Origin of the sequence: Acinetobacter sp. S4397-1 (genome assembly GCF_024129285.1) — a bacterium.
Lineage (GTDB): Bacteria > Pseudomonadota > Gammaproteobacteria > Pseudomonadales > Moraxellaceae > Acinetobacter > Acinetobacter lwoffii_C.
The window spans coordinates 23803-41597 of sequence record NZ_JAMXXZ010000003.1; the positions used below are offsets into that span (position 1 = coordinate 23803).

17 protein-coding genes are annotated in these 17795 nt (G+C 45.6%); 15 read left to right on the forward strand and 2 right to left on the reverse strand.

Going from position 1 to position 17795, the window contains the following annotated elements:
• Positions 1 to 3: 3 nt before the first annotated feature.
• The 12 genes from nuoG (at position 4) to NI467_RS02700 (ending at position 12697) form a co-directional block, all read left to right on the forward strand.
• Complete coding sequence (gene nuoG, locus NI467_RS02645; RefSeq protein WP_151203439.1) at positions 4 to 2682, forward strand: NADH-quinone oxidoreductase subunit NuoG; 2679 nt, start codon at positions 4 to 6, stop codon at positions 2680 to 2682.
• 3 nt (positions 2683 to 2685) lie between these two features.
• Positions 2686 to 3696 carry an NADH-quinone oxidoreductase subunit NuoH gene (gene nuoH, locus NI467_RS02650; protein WP_151203440.1) on the forward strand — a complete coding sequence of 337 codons (1011 nt, stop codon included), beginning with the start codon at positions 2686 to 2688 and terminating at the stop codon, positions 3694 to 3696.
• An 18-nt stretch (positions 3697 to 3714) separates the two neighbouring features.
• Positions 3715 to 4257 (forward strand): NADH-quinone oxidoreductase subunit NuoI, encoded by a 543-nt coding sequence (gene nuoI, locus NI467_RS02655; protein ID WP_151203441.1) that lies wholly within the window; start codon positions 3715 to 3717, stop codon positions 4255 to 4257.
• Positions 4257 to 4775, forward strand: coding sequence for an NADH-quinone oxidoreductase subunit J (gene nuoJ, locus NI467_RS02660; RefSeq protein ID WP_171478791.1), 519 nt, complete (start codon positions 4257 to 4259; stop codon positions 4773 to 4775). Before nuoI ends, nuoJ begins: the two co-directional genes overlap by 1 nt.
• Complete coding sequence (nuoK, locus tag NI467_RS02665) at positions 4775 to 5083, forward strand: NADH-quinone oxidoreductase subunit NuoK (RefSeq protein ID WP_151203443.1); 309 nt, start codon at positions 4775 to 4777, stop codon at positions 5081 to 5083. The genes nuoJ and nuoK overlap by 1 nt, the downstream gene beginning before the upstream one ends.
• Complete coding sequence (gene nuoL, locus NI467_RS02670) at positions 5080 to 6975, forward strand: NADH-quinone oxidoreductase subunit L (RefSeq protein WP_151203444.1); 1896 nt, start codon at positions 5080 to 5082, stop codon at positions 6973 to 6975. Before nuoK ends, nuoL begins: the two co-directional genes overlap by 4 nt.
• Position 6976: 1 nt before the next feature.
• On the forward strand, positions 6977 to 8593 hold the full coding sequence (gene nuoM / locus NI467_RS02675) for an NADH-quinone oxidoreductase subunit M (RefSeq protein ID WP_151203445.1): 1617 nt from the start codon (positions 6977 to 6979) through the stop codon (positions 8591 to 8593).
• Positions 8594 to 8596: 3 nt separating this feature from the next.
• Complete coding sequence (gene nuoN, locus NI467_RS02680; RefSeq protein WP_151207518.1) at positions 8597 to 10141, forward strand: NADH-quinone oxidoreductase subunit NuoN; 1545 nt, start codon at positions 8597 to 8599, stop codon at positions 10139 to 10141.
• Positions 10142 to 10263: 122 nt separating this feature from the next.
• On the forward strand, positions 10264 to 10899 hold the full coding sequence (gene upp, locus NI467_RS02685; protein ID WP_151203447.1) for a uracil phosphoribosyltransferase: 636 nt from the start codon (positions 10264 to 10266) through the stop codon (positions 10897 to 10899).
• A gap of 83 nt (positions 10900 to 10982) precedes the next feature.
• Positions 10983 to 11276: a cold shock domain-containing protein gene (locus NI467_RS02690; protein WP_151203448.1), complete on the forward strand. Its 294-nt coding sequence runs from the start codon at positions 10983 to 10985 to the stop codon at positions 11274 to 11276.
• 206 nt (positions 11277 to 11482) lie between these two features.
• The gene (locus tag NI467_RS02695; RefSeq protein ID WP_253150750.1) at positions 11483 to 11845 is read left to right on the forward strand and encodes a hypothetical protein; all 363 of its coding nucleotides are present in this window, start codon (positions 11483 to 11485) and stop codon (positions 11843 to 11845) included.
• Between the two features lie 147 nt (positions 11846 to 11992).
• On the forward strand, positions 11993 to 12697 hold the full coding sequence (locus NI467_RS02700) for a cold shock domain-containing protein (protein WP_253150752.1): 705 nt from the start codon (positions 11993 to 11995) through the stop codon (positions 12695 to 12697).
• 39 nt (positions 12698 to 12736) lie between these two features.
• Here NI467_RS02700 and gigC read toward each other — a convergent pair whose 3' ends face one another.
• Positions 12737 to 13615: a LysR family transcriptional regulator GigC gene (gene gigC / locus NI467_RS02705; protein ID WP_151207514.1), complete on the reverse strand. Its 879-nt coding sequence runs from the start codon at positions 13613 to 13615 to the stop codon at positions 12737 to 12739.
• 85 nt (positions 13616 to 13700) lie between these two features.
• Here gigC and NI467_RS02710 point away from each other — a divergent pair, with 85 nt between their 5' ends.
• The gene (locus tag NI467_RS02710; RefSeq protein WP_253150753.1) at positions 13701 to 14462 is read left to right on the forward strand and encodes a ferredoxin--NADP reductase; all 762 of its coding nucleotides are present in this window, start codon (positions 13701 to 13703) and stop codon (positions 14460 to 14462) included.
• Positions 14463 to 14547: 85 nt separating this feature from the next.
• On the opposite strand, the gene NI467_RS02715 is transcribed toward NI467_RS02710, so the two are convergent.
• Complete coding sequence (locus tag NI467_RS02715) at positions 14548 to 14970, reverse strand: hypothetical protein (protein ID WP_151203461.1); 423 nt, start codon at positions 14968 to 14970, stop codon at positions 14548 to 14550.
• Between the two features lie 424 nt (positions 14971 to 15394).
• Between NI467_RS02715 and NI467_RS02720 the strand changes: the two genes are divergently transcribed.
• Positions 15395 to 15691: a hypothetical protein gene (locus NI467_RS02720; protein ID WP_151207556.1), complete on the forward strand. Its 297-nt coding sequence runs from the start codon at positions 15395 to 15397 to the stop codon at positions 15689 to 15691.
• 191 nt (positions 15692 to 15882) lie between these two features.
• The gene (locus tag NI467_RS02725; RefSeq protein WP_151203452.1) at positions 15883 to 17730 is read left to right on the forward strand and encodes a mechanosensitive ion channel; all 1848 of its coding nucleotides are present in this window, start codon (positions 15883 to 15885) and stop codon (positions 17728 to 17730) included.
• The last annotated feature ends 65 nt before the right edge of the window (positions 17731 to 17795 follow it).

A 17795-nucleotide genomic window follows, 5' to 3' on the forward strand; every position in this document is an offset into this window, starting at 1 on the left:
ACTATGGCTACAATTCATGTCGATGGAAAATCGTATGAAGTCAACGGCTCGGAAAACTTGCTGCAAGCATGTTTGAGTCTCGGCATCGACATCCCATACTTTTGTTGGCATCCATCCTTAGGTTCTGTCGGTTCTTGCCGTCAATGTGCTGTGACCCAATACGCGAATCCAGAAGATACGCGTGGTCGTTTGGTCATGTCATGTATGACACCGGCTGCTGACAATACCTACATCTCGGTTGAAGACAAAGAAGCAGTAGATTTCCGTGCTTCTGTTGTTGAATTCTTGATGACCAACCACCCGCATGACTGTCCGGTCTGTGAAGAGGGGGGGCACTGTCACCTGCAAGATATGACAGTGATGACGCAGCATGACCGTCGTCGCTACCGTTTCACTAAACGTACGCATTACAACCAGGAACTGGGTTCGTTTATTGCCCATGAGATGAACCGTTGTATCGCATGTTACCGTTGTGTGCGTTATTACAAAGATTATGCCGGCGGTACAGACTTTGGCGTATATGCCAACGCATCACGTGTGTATTTCGGTCGTCCGGAATCAGGGACTTTGGAATCTGAATTCTCGGGTAACCTGACTGAAGTGTGTCCTACAGGGGTATTCACTGACAAAACCCACTCTGCACGATATAACCGTAAATGGGACATGCAGTATGCGCCTAGCGTATGCCAAGGCTGTTCTTCAGGTTGTAACATTTCTCCGGGTGAACGTTATGGCGAACTTCGTCGCGTTGAAAACCGTTTCAACGGTGAAGTGAACCAATACTTCCTATGCGATAAAGGCCGTTTCGGTACCGGTTATGTGAACCGTGCTGATCGTCCACGTCAACCGCAATTCCGTACCGGCAACAATGTAGAAACTGTTTCAGTCGATACCGCACTAGACACGGTGATTGCAAATATTCAGGGTAAAAAAGTTCTGGGTATTGGTTCGCCGCGTGCATCACTTGAATCGAACTTCGCACTTCGTGAGCTGGTCGGTCAAGAGAACTATTCAACAGGTCTGTCTCAAAAAGAGCAGAATCTGGTTGAACTGGCAGCTTCAATCATGCAAACCGAGGGTGTTTATAACCCAACGATGCGTGAAATCGAAAGCTACGATGCGGTGTTAATTCTAGGTGAAGATTTAACTCAAACTGCACCACGTATGGCTTTATCTGTTCGCCAGGCTGCGAAAAATAAAGGCAAAGAGATGGCGGCAGAGCGTCGTACTCAAGAGTGGCTGGCTGAACCGGTACAGCGTATTGCTCAAGATGCGAAATCTCCGATTTACATTCTGGCTGCAACACAGACCCGTTTGTCTGACGTTGCCGAAGGTGAAGTGGTTGCGTCTCCAAACGATATTGCACGTTTAGGCTTTGCAATTGCTGCGGGTGTAAAAGGTGAAGTCATCACAGGTCTGGACGATGCTGCTAAAGCATTTGCCCAAACCATTGCTGATACCCTGAAAGCTGCGAAAAAACCATTGATTGTCTCTGGTACCAGCTTGCAAGACGCTGCCATTATGGAAGCGGCTGCACAAGTAGCACAAAATCTGGGTAATGCAGGCTTAACCTTGACTGTTCCAGAAGTGAACTCAATGGGGCTTGCAATTCTGGGTGGTAACAGTCTGGAACAAGCTTTTGCCCAAGACTTCGACACAGTCGTGATTGTTGAAAATGACCTTTACCGTCGTTTACCGCAGACCCAAGTCGACGCTGCACTTGCTGGCAAAGAAGTGATTGTGCTTGATCATTCAGAAACAGAAACGGTGAAGAAAGCCAACATTGTACTGTCTGCTGCAAGCTTTGCTGAAGGCGATGGTACAGTGGTTTCTCAGGAAGGCCGCGCACAGCGTTTCTATCAGGTATATGACCCAAGCTATTACAATCCGGAATTGGCGATCAAGGAATCTTGGCGCTGGTTACATGCGATTGAAACGGGCGTGAAAGGTAAAGCCATTTCATGGACCTTGCTGGATGATGTGATCGAGTCTGTAGCGAAAAACGTACCTGCTTTAGAAGGTATTTTAGATGTGGCACCTGATGCGGGCTTCCGTGTACATGGTCTGAAAGTGGCACGTGAACCACGCCGTTATTCAGGTCGTACTTCGATGCGTGCGCCATTATCTGTACACGAGCCTAAACAGCCCGTGGACAAAGATTCTGCCTTAACTTTCTCGATGGAAGGTTATGTTGGTGATCAGACACCATCCGCGCTGGTACCATTCGCATGGTCGGCAGGCTGGAACTCTCCACAAGCGTGGAACAAATTTCAGGACAACGTGGGTGGCCATCTGAAAGGTGGTGATTCAGGCGTTCGTCTGTTTGATCGTCTACCAAAACGTCCAGCACGTACTTTCGTTGCACCAGCCCCAGTGGTTGCGAATGCTGGCAGCTTCCGTCTGGTTCCGATGCATCACATTTTTGCTTCCGGCGAATTTACCGTGAAAACACCGGCGATGGAATCACGTATTCCTGAAGCGGTTTTTGCAGTCGGTGAACAGGATGCAGCGCGCTTGAATGTTCAGGATGGTCAGAAAATTACTGTGAAAGCAGGGGATAACTCGATCGTTCTTCCAGTTCAAGTGATTGAATACTTACCAACAGGTTGTATTGGCTACCCAATCGGTCTTGCACCGACGGTATCTCTTGCAGAGCCTGTTTCAGTCGCGGTAGGAGTGTAATTCATGGAACAAGAATTAATCCGTCAAACGCCGCTGTGGGCTGAAAACTGGCCAATCGCCTATTCAGTACTTCAAGCGATCGTAATCTTACTTGTTGTGGTATTAGTTGCAGCGTTGATGTCTTTCATTGAACGTCGTTTGCTCGGTTTGTGGCAAGACCGTTATGGTCCGAACCGTGTAGGTCCGGGCGGTATGTTCCAGATTGTTGCCGACATGCTGAAAATCATGTTCAAGGAAGACTGGACACCAAAATTTGCTGATAAATTGACATTCCGTATGGCACCAGGCGTTGCGATGGCAACAGCGGTGCTGTCATTCATGGTCATTCCTGTTTCACCGTATTTGGGTGTGGCAGACATGAGCATCGGCCTGCTGTTTTTTATGGCGATGGCGGGGATTGCAGTCTACGCAGTGCTGTTTGGTGGTTGGTCATCTAACAACAAATATGCACTGTTAGGTGGTCTGCGTTCAGCAGCACAAACGATTTCTTATGAAGTGTTCCTCGGCATCTCGCTGATGGGTGTAGTGGCAATTGCCGGCTCATTCAACATGCGTGAAATCGTAGAAGCACAAAAAGACGTCTGGTTTGTTATTCCTCAGTTCTTGGGCTTCCTGATCTTTGTGGTCGCAGGGGTAGCGGTAACTCACCGTCATCCATTTGACCAGCCGGAAGCAGAACAGGAACTGGCCGAAGGTTATCACGTAGAATACGGCGGGATGAAATGGGGCATGTTCTTCGTTGCGGAATACGTTAACGTGGTATTGATCTCAGCATTAATCGTAACCTTATTCTTTGGTGGCTGGTTAGCGCCGTTCGGTCTGGATTTCTTGCCACCGGCATTCTGGTTCATTATCAAGACTGCTTTCTTTGTCATGATGTTCGTATTGGCACGTGGCTCTTTGATGCGTCCACGTTATGACCAAGTGATGAACTTTGGTTGGAAAATTTGCTTGCCATTGGCGTTGGTTAACCTTTTGGTGACTGGTGCTGTGATTCTGTTGAATCAGGCCTAAGACAGCAGGGAGAACAAAATGTTTAAATTTCTAGCTGGATTCGGGTCAATCGTACGTTCGTTGTGGATGGTGTTCAGCCACGCAACACGTAAACGTGACACCATTCTTTACCCAGAAGTCCCAGCCGAAGAAATCGTGCCGCCACGTTTCCGTGGTCGTATTGTATTGACGCGTGACCCGGATGGCGAAGAGCGTTGTGTGGCATGTAACCTGTGTGCGGTTGCGTGTCCAGTAGGCTGTATCTCACTACAAAAAGCTGAAAAAGAAGATGGTCGCTGGTATCCGGAGTTTTTCCGTATCAACTTCTCTCGCTGTATTTTCTGCGGTATGTGTGAAGAAGCCTGTCCAACGACTGCCATTCAAATGACACCAGACTTCGAGCTGAGTGAGTATGTTCGTCAAGACCTGGTCTATGAAAAAGAACACTTGCTGATTTCTGGTCCTGGTAAATACCCTGACTATAACTTCTACCGCGTGACCGGTATGGCAGTTGCAGGCAAAGGCAAGGGTGAAGCACAGCGTGAAAGTGCACCTGTTGATGTACGGAGTCTATTACCATGATGTGGCCATTTTATTTAATGGCCCTCGTGGCCATCGTTTCTACGGTTCGTGTTGTGACCAATACGAACCCGGTACATGCCTTACTTAGCCTGATTGTTTCACTTCTTGCAGTTGCTGGTCTGTTTATGATCGTAGGCGCGCCATTTGCCGGTGCGCTGGAAGTGATTGTCTATGCGGGTGCGATCATGGTCCTGTTCGTATTCGTGGTGATGATGTTGAACCTCGGCGAACAGACTGTTGCACAAGAACGTACATGGCTGACCTCATCTACCTGGGCTTACCCGGCACTGATGAGCTTCCTGATCGGTCTTGTAGTTGTTTGGGTATTGAACTCTGACTACACACAACCTTCATTGGTGATGGGCACTGAAATGGTCGGTCCTAAAGCTGTGGGTCAAGCGCTCTTTACACAGTATTTATTATTGGTAGAAGTTGCTGCGATGTTATTGCTGGCTGCCCTGGTAGCTGCATTCCATCTGGGTAAACGTGAGCCAGGTGCAGAAGAGGACAAAGAATAATGGGCAACATCCCTTTAGAGCATGGTTTGATCGTTGCATCTATTCTTTTTGCACTGGGTTTTTACGGTGTAATGGTGCGACGCAACCTTCTGTTTATTTTAATGAGCCTTGAGATCATGATGAATGCTGCGGCTTTAGCATTCGTCCTGGCAGGCAGTGCATGGGTACAGCCAGACGGTCAGATCATGTTTATCCTGATCTTGACGCTTGCTGCGGCAGAAGCGTGTATTGGTCTTGCGATCGTCCTTCAGTTCTATCATCGCTTCCATCACCTGGATGTGGATGCTGCTAGTGAGATGCGCGGATGAGTTATTTATATCTAACAATTTTATTCCCGTTAATTGGTTTCATCCTTTTGGCGGCAGGGCGTAATAAACTGCCTGAATCAGTTGCTGCCATTATTGGGGTGGGTGCAGTGGGTCTGTCGGCCTTGGTTGCACTTATTGCCGGTCTGGACTTTGTCAACAATGGTTCAACCGCGACGGTACAACACCTGTGGACATGGTTTAATGTCGGCGGTTTTGCACCGGGGATCAGCTTGCATCTTGATGGTTTATCATTATTGATGCTGGGCATGGTGACAGGGGTTGGTTTCCTGATTCATATCTTCGCCTCATGGTATATGCGCGGCGAAGAAGACTTTGCACGTTTCTTCTCTTATTTCAACCTGTTCGTTGCCAGCATGTTGCTGCTGGTTCTGGGCGATAACCTGGCGTTATTATTCTTGGGTTGGGAAGGTGTAGGTCTGTGTTCTTACTTGCTGATTGGTTATTACTACCAAAATCCTGCTAATGGTTTTGCAGCTATCAAGGCATTTACCGTGACCCGTGTTGGTGACGTATTCTTGCTGATTGCCATGTTCCTGTTGTTCCAGCAGTTTGGCACATTGAATACTCAGTACATCGTAGAAAATGCGGCAACTGTAATGACACAAAGCTCGTCATTGACCATCTGGACAGCTTTAATGTTGTTCCTGGGTGCTGCGGGTAAATCTGCACAGATCCCGTTACAAACATGGTTAGCAGATGCAATGGCAGGTCCAACACCTGTATCGGCCTTGATCCACGCGGCAACGATGGTTACCGCGGGTGTTTACCTGTGCTGCCGTCTGTTCACAGTATTTGAACTGGCCCCTGAAGTCATGGTGTTCATCTCGATTACGGGTGCAGTGACATTGCTCGTGGCTGGTTTTGCTGCATTGGTTCAAACCGACATCAAACGTATTCTGGCTTACTCAACCATGAGTCAGCTGGGTTATATGTTCATGGCGGTTGGTGCTGAAGCCTACCAGGCAGGTCTGTTCCACATGCTGACTCACGCATTCTTCAAGGCATTGTTATTCTTGTCTTCGGGTGCGGTGATTCTGGCTTACCATCACGAACAAAACATCTTCAAGATGGGTGGTCTGTTCTACAAGAACAAATTCCTGTTTGCCTGTTTTGCCATTGGTGGTGGTGCGCTCGCTGCGATTCCATTCCTGACCATCGGTTTCTTCTCGAAAGATGCGATTCTTGCTGCAGTCTGGACACAAAGCCATATTGCAGGCTTACCGGTATTCAATACGCTGTACTGGGTTGGTGTTGCAGGTGCATTCTTAACTTCAATCTATACTTTCCGTTTAATCTGGATTGTATTCTTTGGCAAAGAAAACACGCCTTACCATGAAATCAAAGGCATCACATACTGGGCGCCACTGGCAATCCTTGCGGTCTTGTCAACAGGTCTTGCAATCGTTTTGAAAGCACCCGTCATGAATATTCTGAATGCTGCACAAATTCCAGCGTTCATTATTCCTGAAGCTTTGGAAGCAGGTGCACATGGCGCTGAATATGTCGCGATTGGTGTAGCTTTAGCTGGTCTTGCGGTAGGTGTGGTATTGTTCGCATTTGCCTACAATGCAGTCAAATCTTTTGCCCAGACTTCTTTGGGTGCAGGTCTTGCAAATATTTGCCGTAATGCACTAGGTTTCGATGCGCTTTACGACCTTATTTTTGTTAAACCATATTTATTGTTCGCGAAGATTTTTGGTCGTGATCCGATTGATGGTCTATGGCTGGTACTTCCTGCACTTGTTAAAGGTGGTCACAGCTTTACCAGTTCACGTCAAACAGGATCACTGCGTGAATACGCATCAAGCATGGGGCTCGGCGTCGTTGTCCTACTGATGATCTTGCTCGTGATTCAGGTAGTGGGGAAATAAAATGGAAGCTCCAAACAATATTATTTTGCCGGCTCTGATCCTCATTCCGTTCATTGCAGGTTTTGTGTGCTGGTTGGTCGATAAACTCGACCAACACCTGCCACGCTATATTGCCTTAATTGGTATGCTGGTGACGCTGGTTTTGACCATCGTCCTCTGGCAGTCTGGTACTTATAACTATGAACTTGGCGGCGCAAATCCTTCGTGGGCAGCCGAGTTCAAATTACCTTGGATTCAAACCCTAGGGATTAACATTCACCTGGCAGTAGATGGTCTATCACTGCTGATGGTCGGCTTAACTGCACTTCTGGGTGTACTGGCAGTCGGCTGTTCGTGGGGTGAAATTCAGAAGAACGTTGGTTTCTTCCACTTAAACCTTTTATGGTCTCTGGGTGGGGTGATCGGTGTTTTCCTTGCGATTGACATGTTCCTGTTCTTCTTCTTCTGGGAGATGATGCTGGTTCCAATCTATTTCCTGATTGCACTTTGGGGGCATAAGGGAGCAGAAGGTAAATCGCGCGTTTATGCGGCAAACAAGTTCTTCATCTATACGCAAGTTGCTGGTTTGGTCATGTTGATTGGTATCCTGGGTCTGGTGACCGTAGGTTTCAACATGACTGGCGAAATTCGTTTCGACTACAACTACCTGATGGGAGTAGCGAATACGCTTGATGCACAGGCTCCAGCAGTTGCTTATGCGTTTATGATCTGTTTATTCATCGGCTTTGCGGTAAAACTTCCAGTTTTCCCATTACATGGCTGGTTACCAGATGCACATGCGCAAGCACCTACAGCGGGTTCGGTAGACCTTGCAGGTATCCTGATCAAGACAGCAGCTTACGGTTTACTTCGTTTTGTGATTCCATTCTTCCCGGCAGCTTCTGCACAATTTGCAGACTTCGCGATCATTCTGGGTCTGATTGGTATCTTCTACGGTGCCTGGTGTGCATTCCAGCAAACAGATATGAAACGTCTGTTGGCGTACACCTCTATTTCGCACATGGGCTTCGTATTACTGGCGATTTATGCAGGTAATATCCTGACCTTCCAGGGTCTGATGATCATGATGCTGGCTCACGGTCTGTCTTCTGCTGCACTATTCATTATGTGTGGTCAAGTCTACGAACGTGTGCATACTCGTGATATGCGTTTGATGGGCGGTATGCGTGGTCAGTTCCCTTATCTTGCATTCTTCCTGATGTTCTTCATTGCGGCGCTTGTGGGTATTCCTGGTCTGGGTAACTTTATTGGTGAATTCCTGATCCTGATGGGGTCTTTCAACAAATTCCCGACATTTACCATCATTGCTGCAATCAGCTTGGTGTTCGCAGGTCTGTACGGTTTAATCCTGATTCACAAGGCATTGTTCGGTACACCAAACGAAGAGCAAAAACAGCACTATACACATCCACTGAAAGATTTGAACGCGCGTGAAGTAGTGATTCTGCTGATCTGTGCGCTTGGTCTTGTATGGCTTGGTCTATACCCACAAAGCTTCCTTGATGTTTCAAACTCAAGCATGGCGTGGTTAGCAAATAGCTACATTCCAGTTCAAGAAGTTGTTGAAGTGGTTGCTGAACAAGCACCGGTTCAACTTGAAAATGTGGAGATCCAATAAGCCATGAACTTCACAATGTCTTTTTCTGAGCTTATGCCGTTAGCACCTGTGATGATCGTGGCATTAACTGCGATCGCGGTCATGTTGTTGACTGCAATTAAGCGTAACCATAACTTAGTTGCGACTACGGCCGTAGTGGGTTTAAACCTAGCTGCGTTCTATATCGTCTTTGTTTTATTGGCGGGTAAATTTGCACCTGCCAATATCATGAACATGTTCATCGTAGATCCGTTTACGATGCTGTACCAGTTCATGATTCTGATTGCTGCACTGGCATGTTGTACCTTGTCACATGCTTATATCGAAACCTATAAAGATAACCGTGAAGAGCTGTATATCCTGATGCTGGCATCTGTTGCAGGTGCAATGCTTATGGTAGCAAGTTCTCACTATGCCTCTTTCTTTATCAGCCTTGAGTTAATGTCGATCCCTGTTTACGGCTTGCTGGCCTATACACATCAGCGTTCTCAATCGCTTGAAGCAGGTGTGAAATATCTGGTGCTTTCGGCAACTGCTTCTGCAATGCTGTTGATGGGTATGGCATATATCTATGCTTATACAGGTTCTTTAAGCTTTGTTGGCGAACCAGGCAAGTTATTGAGCGTCTTCAACCAACCAGCAGTTGTGGTGGGTCTGGCATTTATTATATTTGCCGTTGGCTTCAAGTTATCACTTGCGCCGTTCCACAAATGGACACCAGATGTCTATGCCGGTGCTCCAGCGCCGATTGCGACTTTCCTGGCGACAGTTGCAAAAGTGGCAACGCTGGGGCTGTTTGCACGTTATGTTCTGTCTTCAGGCTTGTTACTGTCTGATAGTTTCATTACGATTCTGACTGTGATTGCGGTACTGTCGATTCTGGTCGGTAACTTGCTGGCAGTAAAGCAGGTGAATTTAAAGCGTATCCTGGCCTACTCTTCAATTGCTCACTTTGGTTATATCCTGGTGGCGATCGTTACGGCACGTAATACTGACTTCTTGCAAGTACAAGGTTTTGCGACTTTTGAAAGCTTGAACGTGTATGTCATTACTTATGTATTGACCACAGTAGGTGCCTTCGGTGTAGTGACCTTGATGTCCAGCCCGTATAACAATACTGACGAAGCAGGCAGCCTGGCGGAATATCGCGGTCTGTTCTGGCGCCGTCCGGTATTGACAGCGGTATTGACTGTCATGATGTTATCGCTGGCAGGTATCCCGTTAACGGCTGGTTTCATTGGTAAGTTCCTGGTGATTAAAACTGCAGTTGCAGGCGAGGCTTGGTTCCTTGCAGCAATGGTTATTCTGGGTTCAGGTATCGGTCTGTACTACTACTTGCGTGTTATGGTGGTGATGTATATGACTCCACCAGAAACGCCGCGTATCGATGCGGTGAATCACTGGGGCCAGAAAGTGGGCGGTATCATGGTACTGGCAGTGGCATTACTGGTGTTGGTATTGGGTGTCTACCCGGATCCAATGATTGCAATCTCCAAGTTTGCATTCTTTGCCCTGTCGCCTGAATTACAGCAGTTTATTTTCACTTTGGTGCAAAGTGGTTTTAACTGATTTCGTGCCTGACTAAGCTATTACAAAAAAGCCTCCATGATTGGGGGCTTTTTTATTTATAAAAATCAACAAAAGCCTCTATAATGGTAGAAATTTAGTTTTACCCTTTTAGGTGTTCTCCCGTGGCTATCCATGAAATTCGTCATCCTTTGATCCGACATAAATTAGGTCTGCTTCGTCGTGCCGATATCAGCACGAAAAATTTCCGTGAGCTGGCACAAGAAGTAACTATGCTGCTGACCTATGAAGCAACCAAAGACTTACCAATGGTTGAGCATAAAATTGACGGTTGGGATGGTGCAGTCAAAGTTGACCGCATTGCGGGTAAAAAAATCACCGTTGTACCGATTTTGCGTGCAGGGATTGGGATGCTGGACGGTTTTCTGAATCTGATTCCAAGTGCCAAAGTATCTGTACTGGGGCTGGAACGCGATGAAGAAACACTGGAAGCGCGTACCTATTATAAAAAACTGGTTCCAGATGTACAAAACCGGATTGCCATGATCATTGATCCAATGCTGGCGACAGGTTCATCACTGGTTGCGGCAATTGATGTACTCAAGGAAAATGGCTGTAAAGATATTCGGGTCATGGTGCTGGTGGCGGCGCCTGAAGGAATTAAGCGGGTTGAAGAAGCACATCCGGATGTGGTGATTTTCACTGCTGCCATTGATAAAGGCTTAGATCACAATGGTTATATTGTGCCGGGTCTAGGTGATGCAGGTGACAAGATTTTTGGTTCAGTTCAAAAAGACTAATGGTTAAAAATGCACAGGAAAGGGGCTTTTAGGGCCTCTTTTTTATATACTGAATACTGACAGAATCAGAGTAGGGGATGTTTATGACTTCCGAGCAATATCAAGGAAAAGTACAGCAGTACAATCCAGAAAAAGGATTTGGTTTTATTTCTTCACCTGAAGGTGAGATATTTTTTCATATCTCGGATTTCCCTGCTGACTCAGGTGAACCGAAACGCAATGACCGGGTAAAATTTAATGTAGTTCAAAATGGAGATCGCTACAAAGCCATCAAAATTGAACGTGTAGAAGACAAATCCAAAAAAGCCAAAAAAGCCAAAGCGGTAGCAGTCAATACTTCGATTACCTCAGCCCTATTGTCGAATTTAAAGCGTTAATTTTGCTTGGAAAATATATCCAGAATGAGGCTTTAGAGCCTCTTTTTTTATTTGAGTATTACGCTAACGTGATTTGTAGAAGCTTGTGTAATCCAAGTTCTGTATAGCATTACTAAAACAATAAAATACTCACCAAAGTTCAACAATATCCTTTAAACCTTTCCATATAAAATACGCATCTGTTGAATGATCTAGGGACATATATCATGTTTACAGATGGAAGAATTAAAACCTACGATGTCAGACGTGGGACTGGAACGATTGAGCTCATAGAAAAGCCGCAAGAGCTCGATTTTCGCTTACAGGATCTACCTTCCTCTGAGATCGCGCCACAAGTCGGGGAGCGACTTAAATTTAGAATAATTGAAGAGCAGAATACGATTCAACTGGACAATATGGTACGTCTGGATATTAAGCGTCAGGAAGAGTTGGTCTCTGAAGTGGTTGCGCTACCGTCTCTAGCTCCTGCAGCGATGGTTACTCCAGTACGCCATACTACTTTCTTTAGCCCCACACTCTGGTTGGCGCTGGTAACAGCGATCGGTTTTATGATTTTTGGAGAAATTTAAGTTAGGTATAAGCAGGCCTATTATAATTTTATTAAGCTATTTGTCTCATCATTCAAATACAAAAGCATCGTACGGTGCTTTTTTATTTGAAAATTTTAAAGGATTTCTGAATATAATTACTCAAAATATCAAATACAAGAGCTGCTTATGTTTCAAGAGGGGAAGATCAAAACTTATAATCAAGAACGTGGTTTTGGTTTTATCGAAATTGAAGGGGAAGCAAAAGATTTATTCTTCCACATAAAAGATTTCCCAAACAAAAATGTTTTACCGAAAAATGGTGAAAAGTTAAAGTTTCTAATTGTGGAGGATCAAGGGAGGTTTAAAGCGGATCATATTGTTCGCTTAGATATTTCATATCAAAAGACGCCTTCACCCAGTGTCAGTCAACATAATGATCTTCAGGTAGAAAGAGCAACACTCTATCATCCGCTTAAAAAGCCAGCATTATCTAAACTATTTATCAGTATCGGCATAGTTATTATCGTCATACTTGCTGTATTGGCTTATGGAAAATACCAAAACTATAAAATACAAAAGCAACAGCAACTTGAGTATTTAATACAAGAACAAAAAAGGCTGGTTTCAGAACAACGTGCAGCCTTAGGTAATTTACCTGAACAAGGCCTAAGCGAACAAGCTAAGAAGAATTTAGAGGTATCCACCAATACCCCTCTTAGAAGTACTACTTCCTCCACTTCAGTGTCGTCACCTTATCAGTGTGATGGCAGAACCCACTGTAGCCAGATGCACTCTTATGATGAAGCGGTATTCTTTTTGCGAAATTGCCCTGGTATCCAGATGGATGGAGATGGTGACGGTATTCCTTGTGAACATCAGTTTCACCGTTAAAAAAAGCGCCCTTCGGCGCTTTTTTATTTCAACAGAATTCTAAGCTTCACAGAATTTCATAAAGGCCTTAAGACCCGGGCCTTGATATTTCTGACGGTGCACCAGCATAAACAGGGGACGGGTCAGTGACCAGAATGGGGTGTCCAGAATTACCAGATGACCTTTTTCGAGCAAAGGCTCAACCGCCAGTTTGGAAATACAGGACATACCAATCCCACCTGCGACAATTTTTAAAATTGCTTCATTATGACCCAGCGTCAAACGGATTTTGGCATCGGGAACATCTTTTAAAATCGCATTGTCAAAGACCTCACGCGTCCCTGAACCCTCTTCACGCAAGATCCACTCTACAGACTTGAAATCTTTTGCCGTTAAGGCACGGTCAAGCTGTGCCAAAGGGTGATCGGGTGCACAGCAGACGGCCAGTTCATCATTACGCCAAGGGATGCATTGCAGCTGCGGCAGATGACAAGAGCCTTCAATTAAGGCCAGATCCAGCTGGAACTGATTGACGGCTTCGATCATCTGTCTGGTATTTCCCACTTGCAGCTGTAAGTGCGCCTGGGGCTGAATTTTTAAGAAACCCGCCATCAGATCAGGCATTAAATAATCTGAAATGGTGAGTGTCGCACCGAGACGTAGATCGATACTCTGTAACTCGCCTTGAGCTGCTTGTTCAAATGTCTCACAACGGCCCAGAATTTCTAGGGCTTGCGGGAGTAAAAAACGGCCCAAATCATTCAGTTGTAAACGTTTTCCAAGCCGATCAAACAAAGGTGCCCCAAGGCCATCTTCTAAATCTGCTAAAGCCATACTCGCCGCACTTTGGGTGAGTTTGACTGCATCACTGGCTTTGGTGACGGTGCCTTCTTGAGCAACTGCTACAAAAACAGCCAGCTGGCGTAAAGTCATGCGCATGAATAGAGCCTTAACATTTAAAAAATATTAATAAATTATAGGGTCATGCTACCATGAGCATAGTCTTTGATGCCACGTTTGAATCATGTCTATTGAAAAATTTAGCCTGGAAAAGGTTTTATCTGTACACCGTTGGACCAATACGCTGTTTAGTTTCACTATGACACGCCCTGCGCATTTTAAATTTACTGCCGGGCAGTTTGCGCGTATTGGCTTAAAGGTCGGAGATCATCTGGTTGTTCGAGCCTATTCAGTCGTGTCATCACCTTTTGATGAGACGCTGGAATTTTTCTCGATTGTGGTGCCGGAGGGGGCATTTACCTCGCATTTGCAGCATTTAAAAGTGGGAGATGAGCTGTATCTGGAAAAAATCCCCTATGGTTTTTTGACGCTTGCACGTTATCAGTTGCCACTGCCTAAAGACTTATGGCTGTTGGGGACAGGAACTGGACTTGCGCCATTTCTTTCAATGTTACAGGACTTTGAAACCTGGATTAAATACGAAAATATTTATCTGGTATATAGCGTGCGTACCGAAGCTGAATTGGCTTATGTGACGCGTATCCAGGAAATTGCTGAAACTTTTGGTGAAGGTCATCGCGGCTTTAAATTTATTCCGATTATTACCCGCGATCCAAATGCCGCTTTGCATGATCGTTTACCCGTACTGATTAAAAATGGTCAGCTTGAGAAAGCGGCGGGACTCGAATTTAATCCGGCCAGTAGCCATATTATGCTCTGTGGAAACCCGCAAATGGTAGAAGACACTAAAGAGGCGCTTAAAGCTCGAGGTCTGAGCATGAACCGTCGTGGTGAAGGAAATATTGCAGTAGAGAATTACTGGTGAGTACTTTGCTTCCTCCTTTGGAAAAAGAAACAGGCTTTCTGGCATAAAAAAACCTCCAATTGGGAGGTTTTCTACTCTTCAACACTTAGTGGACAAACATATCCATAAAATCGCGGATTTCCTGAATCGCGCTATCGACATCGGTCGTTAGCCAGGTCGGTTCAAAGAAGCCTGCATAATGTTCAATCCGCTCAGCAGGTACGACCAAACGCACCGGGCAGTCTTCTTCCAGTAAACGCCACGGAATAATGGGAACTTCATTGTCCAGCCACGCCACCACATTTCGCACATCAATCACCATGGCATTGATGCAATCAGGAAAGGGCATGACCGACATTTCCTCGGTACGGCGACGGAAATATTCCAGGTCTTGCCAGCGTAGCAAATAGCCCGGCTTGCTAAACTCAATAATTCCAATCAGATGCTGATCACGAGTATAGTGCAAAGCACACTGATGTGTAATATCAGTGTCAAGATCAAGCGATACACTCTGTTGACGATACGCCATAAAGCTCGAATGCATGAAAAATAAGGTCAATGATTATAGCTTATTTTAAGCAAAGTCGCAGGTCTATTCATTACTAGCGATCTGAGCATGACTTGGACGGAAGCAAAGGGGGGATGGGAAGGATTTTTAGTCTCCCTTATCTATGAAGAATCTGGGCTTACAGCTATCAGTAAAAGTAGCATAAGGGATGGTTGCAAGACCGCTTGCCCAGTCTATCTAGGTTAACGCACAAAAAAATCATTCAAATTTTCAAAACGTTTAACCTTCTTTAAAACCGGATTCCTGTGCTCAAAAATCAGACTCATTCGTTTGATACATAGAACTTACATCCCGTCACTATCTCACCATGTTTTGTCACAGAAGTGTCGCTAACTGCTTGTTATGATAAAAATCTACTTATGAATAAGAAATAGTGAGGATGGTCATGGGCAATGATTTTAATAACAAACCACCTTCAAATCATCAAGACGAAGTTACACAGAAAAAACGTATCCCCGTCTATATTTTGATTTTAGTCGGTATCTTTTTGCTCGCCGTATTATTCTATATGTTTGCGGATATGGAGCCAGACTCCCCTGCGGAACGGCCTAATACGCCTGTACCAGCGACGACAGCTCCTACGAGTACGGGCCCGAACACAGGCGGTGAAAGTACCGAGGCGACAGCGACTGATACAGAAGCGACTGCAACGGCAACTGATACTGCACAGGCTAATCAATAAGGTACAGATCAAAAAAGCTCTGGTTAATCACTGGGGCTTTTTTAATGGATTGTGGTGTTTTCTAAGCTCTGCATATCCAGAGCGTCTGAATAGATAAAGTCCAGGCTGTATAAGGAAGAAGCCAAGTATTTAAAACTCTAAGGCTTTCAAATTCAGATAAATAGCGTGATAACAAAGAGGGCATAAAACACATGAATGATTATATGAGAGGTCCACGTGGGGGCTATGATGCCATGTATTATTGGGATCAGTTTCATCCCATAATCAGTGCAGTTGCCATATTAATTGTTGGCTGGATCATTGCACTACTGGTTTCTGCTGGAATTAAGAAGCTTTTGCAGAAGCTCGGGACAAATAGGCATCTGAGTACCGCAACCGGACATCGCTCCAATATGGAAAGCATTATTGCCCGGGTCGTCTTTTGGCTGATTCTGATCATTGCTGTGATAGGTGCATTTAATGTGCTGAACCTGACAGGGATCAGTGACCCCTTCAGTAGCATGATTCAGCAGTTCTTGCTATTTATTCCACAATTGCTGGCCGCTATTGCAGTCGGCTTCATTGGTTGGATAGTGGCAAATCTGGTGAAAATGGGTTTGCAGAAAGTGCTGAACCGTACCCAACTGGATGAAAAGCTCAGTGCAGAAGTTGGCGTCAGTCCAATTAGCCAGAATATCAGTGAAATTGTTTACTGGTTAATTTTATTACTATTCTTGCCAATTGTATTGTCGATCCTCGGATTAGACGGCCTGTTATTGCCAGTTCAGAACATGGTGACAGACGTTGTCAGTTATCTTCCGAATATTTTCATTGCTGCAGTCATTGTATTTGTCGGTTATATTCTCGCAAAAATTGTCCGCGGTATTGTGGAGGGTTTGCTGAACAGTCTGAATGTACAGCATCAGGCTGAAAAAGTCGGGATCTTCAAGAACTCGAATGTCGCTCAGGTACTGGGTTCATTTGTCTTTGCAGTGGTGATTATCACATCGCTGATCATTGCCTTTGAAGCGCTTGGAATTGAAGCGATTTCTGAGCCGGCAACTGCCATGCTGTATGAAATCATGCATGCCATTCCAAATATTATTGCGGCAGCCCTGATTCTGATCTTGGCTTATGTGGTTTCTAAACTGGTAGCACGTCTGGTCACAGAAGTTGTTGCAGGCACAGGTGTCGATGAAATTCCAGCCAAGCTTGATGTACAACGTTTCTTTGGTAGCACTAAACTTTCCAATGTGGTGGGTTACCTGATCATTCTGTTTACCATGCTGTTCGCGGTTTCTGAAGCCGCCAACCGTCTTGGCTTTGAACAGATCAGTGGTCTGATTGCCATGTTTATCTATTTTGGTGCGAATATTCTGCTGGGTGCGGTGATTCTGGTCATCGGTTTCTGGCTGGCCAATATCGTGGCAAATATTGTACAACGTGGTGAATATAACAGTTCACGCTGGTTAGCTAATCTGGTACGTGTCCTGATCATGGGACTGGTTATTGCCATGGGTCTGCGTGCAATGGGCATTGCAGATTCGATCGTGAACCTGGCATTTGGTCTGACGCTGGGTGCGGTAGCTGTTGCCTTTGCCTTGGCTTTTGGTCTGGGTGGTCGTCAGCCTGCAGAACGTGTCTTGACTGATCTGATTGACAAGGCAAAACGTGAAGCCAAGGAACCGAATCCAGTCAAGGATAAAGCTGAAAATAGCATGTTTTCAGGATTAGGCGCCAAGACTGCTACTACAGGTACAAGTGTCGCCGATAGGGCAGGTACGACAGGTTCTGCCTTCACCACCCCGGGAGCTACTGGTTCAGATTCAGATCCTAACGATCTGTCGAATACGACACCAGCAACGCTCACTACTGCACCACTACAAGATGATGATGCATCTATTGATTCGGTCACTCCGGATGCCGATCAGGCTGTCCCGGATTCAGTCAAAGTTGATCCGGCTCATCCGCCAGCCAATAATCCATTTGGCTCAACAGGTGAGGACGAACCTGGTATAGATATTGATCATTCTACTCAGAAAAAAGATGACCTGAAATAACCTGTTCAGGACCAACAGAATCGGCCACGCTTAAGTGGCCGATTTTGCTAGTGAAAAAAGGGAAA

Excerpts from the sequence above, each read along its gene's own strand:
- NI467_RS02715 (WP_151203461.1), bottom strand. The coding sequence starts at position 14,970 with ATGGCGTATCGTCAACAGAGTGTATCGCTTGATCTTGACACTGATATT.
- NI467_RS02700 (WP_253150752.1), top strand. The coding sequence starts at position 11,993 with ATGTTTCAAGAGGGGAAGATCAAAACTTATAATCAAGAACGTGGTTTT.
- NI467_RS02695 (WP_253150750.1), top strand. The coding sequence starts at position 11,483 with ATGTTTACAGATGGAAGAATTAAAACCTACGATGTCAGACGTGGGACT.
- nuoG (WP_151203439.1), top strand. The coding sequence starts at position 4 with ATGGCTACAATTCATGTCGATGGAAAATCGTATGAAGTCAACGGCTCG.
- nuoM (WP_151203445.1), top strand. The coding sequence starts at position 6,977 with ATGGAAGCTCCAAACAATATTATTTTGCCGGCTCTGATCCTCATTCCG.
- NI467_RS02720 (WP_151207556.1), top strand. The coding sequence starts at position 15,395 with ATGGGCAATGATTTTAATAACAAACCACCTTCAAATCATCAAGACGAA.
- nuoL (WP_151203444.1), top strand. The coding sequence starts at position 5,080 with ATGAGTTATTTATATCTAACAATTTTATTCCCGTTAATTGGTTTCATC.
- NI467_RS02725 (WP_151203452.1), top strand. The coding sequence starts at position 15,883 with ATGAATGATTATATGAGAGGTCCACGTGGGGGCTATGATGCCATGTAT.
- nuoI (WP_151203441.1), top strand. The coding sequence starts at position 3,715 with ATGTTTAAATTTCTAGCTGGATTCGGGTCAATCGTACGTTCGTTGTGG.
- nuoK (WP_151203443.1), top strand. The coding sequence starts at position 4,775 with ATGGGCAACATCCCTTTAGAGCATGGTTTGATCGTTGCATCTATTCTT.
- nuoN (WP_151207518.1), top strand. The coding sequence starts at position 8,597 with ATGAACTTCACAATGTCTTTTTCTGAGCTTATGCCGTTAGCACCTGTG.
- nuoJ (WP_171478791.1), top strand. The coding sequence starts at position 4,257 with ATGTGGCCATTTTATTTAATGGCCCTCGTGGCCATCGTTTCTACGGTT.
- gigC (WP_151207514.1), bottom strand. The coding sequence starts at position 13,615 with ATGCGCATGACTTTACGCCAGCTGGCTGTTTTTGTAGCAGTTGCTCAA.
- nuoH (WP_151203440.1), top strand. The coding sequence starts at position 2,686 with ATGGAACAAGAATTAATCCGTCAAACGCCGCTGTGGGCTGAAAACTGG.
- NI467_RS02690 (WP_151203448.1), top strand. The coding sequence starts at position 10,983 with ATGACTTCCGAGCAATATCAAGGAAAAGTACAGCAGTACAATCCAGAA.
- NI467_RS02710 (WP_253150753.1), top strand. The coding sequence starts at position 13,701 with ATGTCTATTGAAAAATTTAGCCTGGAAAAGGTTTTATCTGTACACCGT.